Genomic DNA, 1,633 nt, shown 5'->3' on the forward strand with positions numbered 1-1,633 from the left:
ACGACGGCGTGCACCTCGCCGCCGGCGAGCAGGTCGAGCGCGCGCACGCCCTGGGAGGTGGCCATCTCGGCGGCGTGGTCGACGTTGCCGTAGCGGATCACGCTGGCGCCCTCGGGCGGCAGCGGGGAGAGCCAGGCGTGCTGGGTCGCGAGCACCCGCGTCGCGGGGAGCAGGGCGAGCGCGCCGCCGCCGCAGCCCTGGCCGAGGATGACCGACACCGTCGGCACCGTCATCGTCACCAGGGTCGCGATGCAGCGCGCGATCTCTCCGGCGATCGCGCCCTCCTCCGCCTCGGGCGACAGCTCCGCGCCCGGGGTGTCCACGACGGTGACCAGCGGCAGCCGGAGCTCCTCGGCGAGCCGCATCGCGCGCCGCGCCTCGCGGAGCGCGGCCGGCCCCATCGGGGTGGCCGCCGTCTGCCGGGTGTGGTCCTGCCCGACCAGCACGCACGGGACGCCGTCGACCCGGGTGAGGGCGACGACGACGGTCTCGTCCCGCTCCCCCTCGTCGGTGCCGCGGAGCCGCAGCGTGCCACTGGCGCCGTACTTGAGGAGGTCGCGGACGCCGACGCGCGCCTCGGCCCGGGTGCGGGTGATCGAGTCCCAGGCGTCCGGCGCGGCGGTGCCGTCGGCCACCGGGGTACGCCGCTCGAGGGTGCCCGGGGCGGGCGGGTCCACCACCACCGCGAGCGCCTGGTCGACGAGCCACCGGAGGTCCTCGGGGGCGGCGACCGCGTCGATCACGCCCTTGGCTGCGAGGTTCTCGGCGGTCTGCACCCCCTCGGGGAACGGCCGGCCGTTGAGCGCCTCGTAGACCTTGGGGCCGAGGAAGCCGACGAGCGCGCCGGGCTCGGCGACGGTGACGTGGCCCAGCGACCCCCAGGACGCGAAGACGCCGCCGGTCGTGGGGTGCCGCAGGTGCACCATGTAGGGCAGCCCGGCCGCGCGGTGCTCCATCAGCGCCCGGGTGATCTCGATCATGCGGACGAACGCGCGGGTGCCCTCCTGCATCCGGGTGCCGCCGGACGCCGTGCTGGCGACGACGGGGATACCGGCGGCCGTCGCGCGTCGTACGGCGCTCGCGATCCGCGCCGCCGCGGCGACGCCGATCGAGCCCGCGAGGAAGGAGAACTCGTTGACGATGAACCCCACCGGCCGCCCGTTGACGGTCCCCCGGCCGGTCAGCACCGACTCGTCGGTGCCGGCGCGCTCGGCCGCAGCCCGGAGCTCGTCCTGGTAGGCCTCGTTGTGGTGGCTGATGTCGACCGGCTCGTCCCACGACTCGTAGGAGCCCTCGTCGAGCACCAGGTCGATCAGCTCACGCGCGGTCCAGCGACGGCTCGTCCCCATGGCGTCGAATCCAACCACGCGCCGGCCGAGGAGGTCGCGCGAAGACCGTCGCGCGAGCACCCGTAAGGTGGGTCGATGCCCTCCGCAGAGCCACTCCTGGTGATCACCAACAGTGACGCCGGGACCGCCGACGACACCGCACTCGCGGCAGCGCTCGACGTGCTGCGCGGCTCGACGTCCGTCGAGGTGTGCGCGACCGCGGCGCCCGGCGAGCTCGACGGGGTACTGCACCGGGCCGGCTCGCGACGGGTCGTCGTGGCCGGCGGCGACGGCAGCCTGCACGC

Annotated in this window: 2 protein-coding genes; one reads left to right on the plus strand and one right to left on the minus strand. The window is 75.5% G+C overall.

Annotated elements, in window-relative coordinates; all coding sequences use genetic code 11:
• Window positions 1–1,349, minus strand: a 1,349-nt coding sequence (locus H0488_RS23215; protein WP_183101531.1) for a carboxyl transferase domain-containing protein, incomplete at its 3' end; no start/stop codon positions are given.
• A gap of 75 nt (window positions 1,350–1,424) precedes the next feature.
• Between H0488_RS23215 and H0488_RS23220 the strand changes: the two genes are divergently transcribed.
• The coding region (locus H0488_RS23220) for a diacylglycerol kinase family protein (RefSeq protein ID WP_281369749.1) at window positions 1,425–1,633 on the plus strand (209 nt) is incomplete at its 3' end.

The sequence above is a fragment of the Nocardioides pelophilus genome (assembly GCF_014180685.1).
Taxonomy (GTDB): Bacteria; Actinomycetota; Actinomycetes; order Propionibacteriales; family Nocardioidaceae; genus Nocardioides; species Nocardioides pelophilus.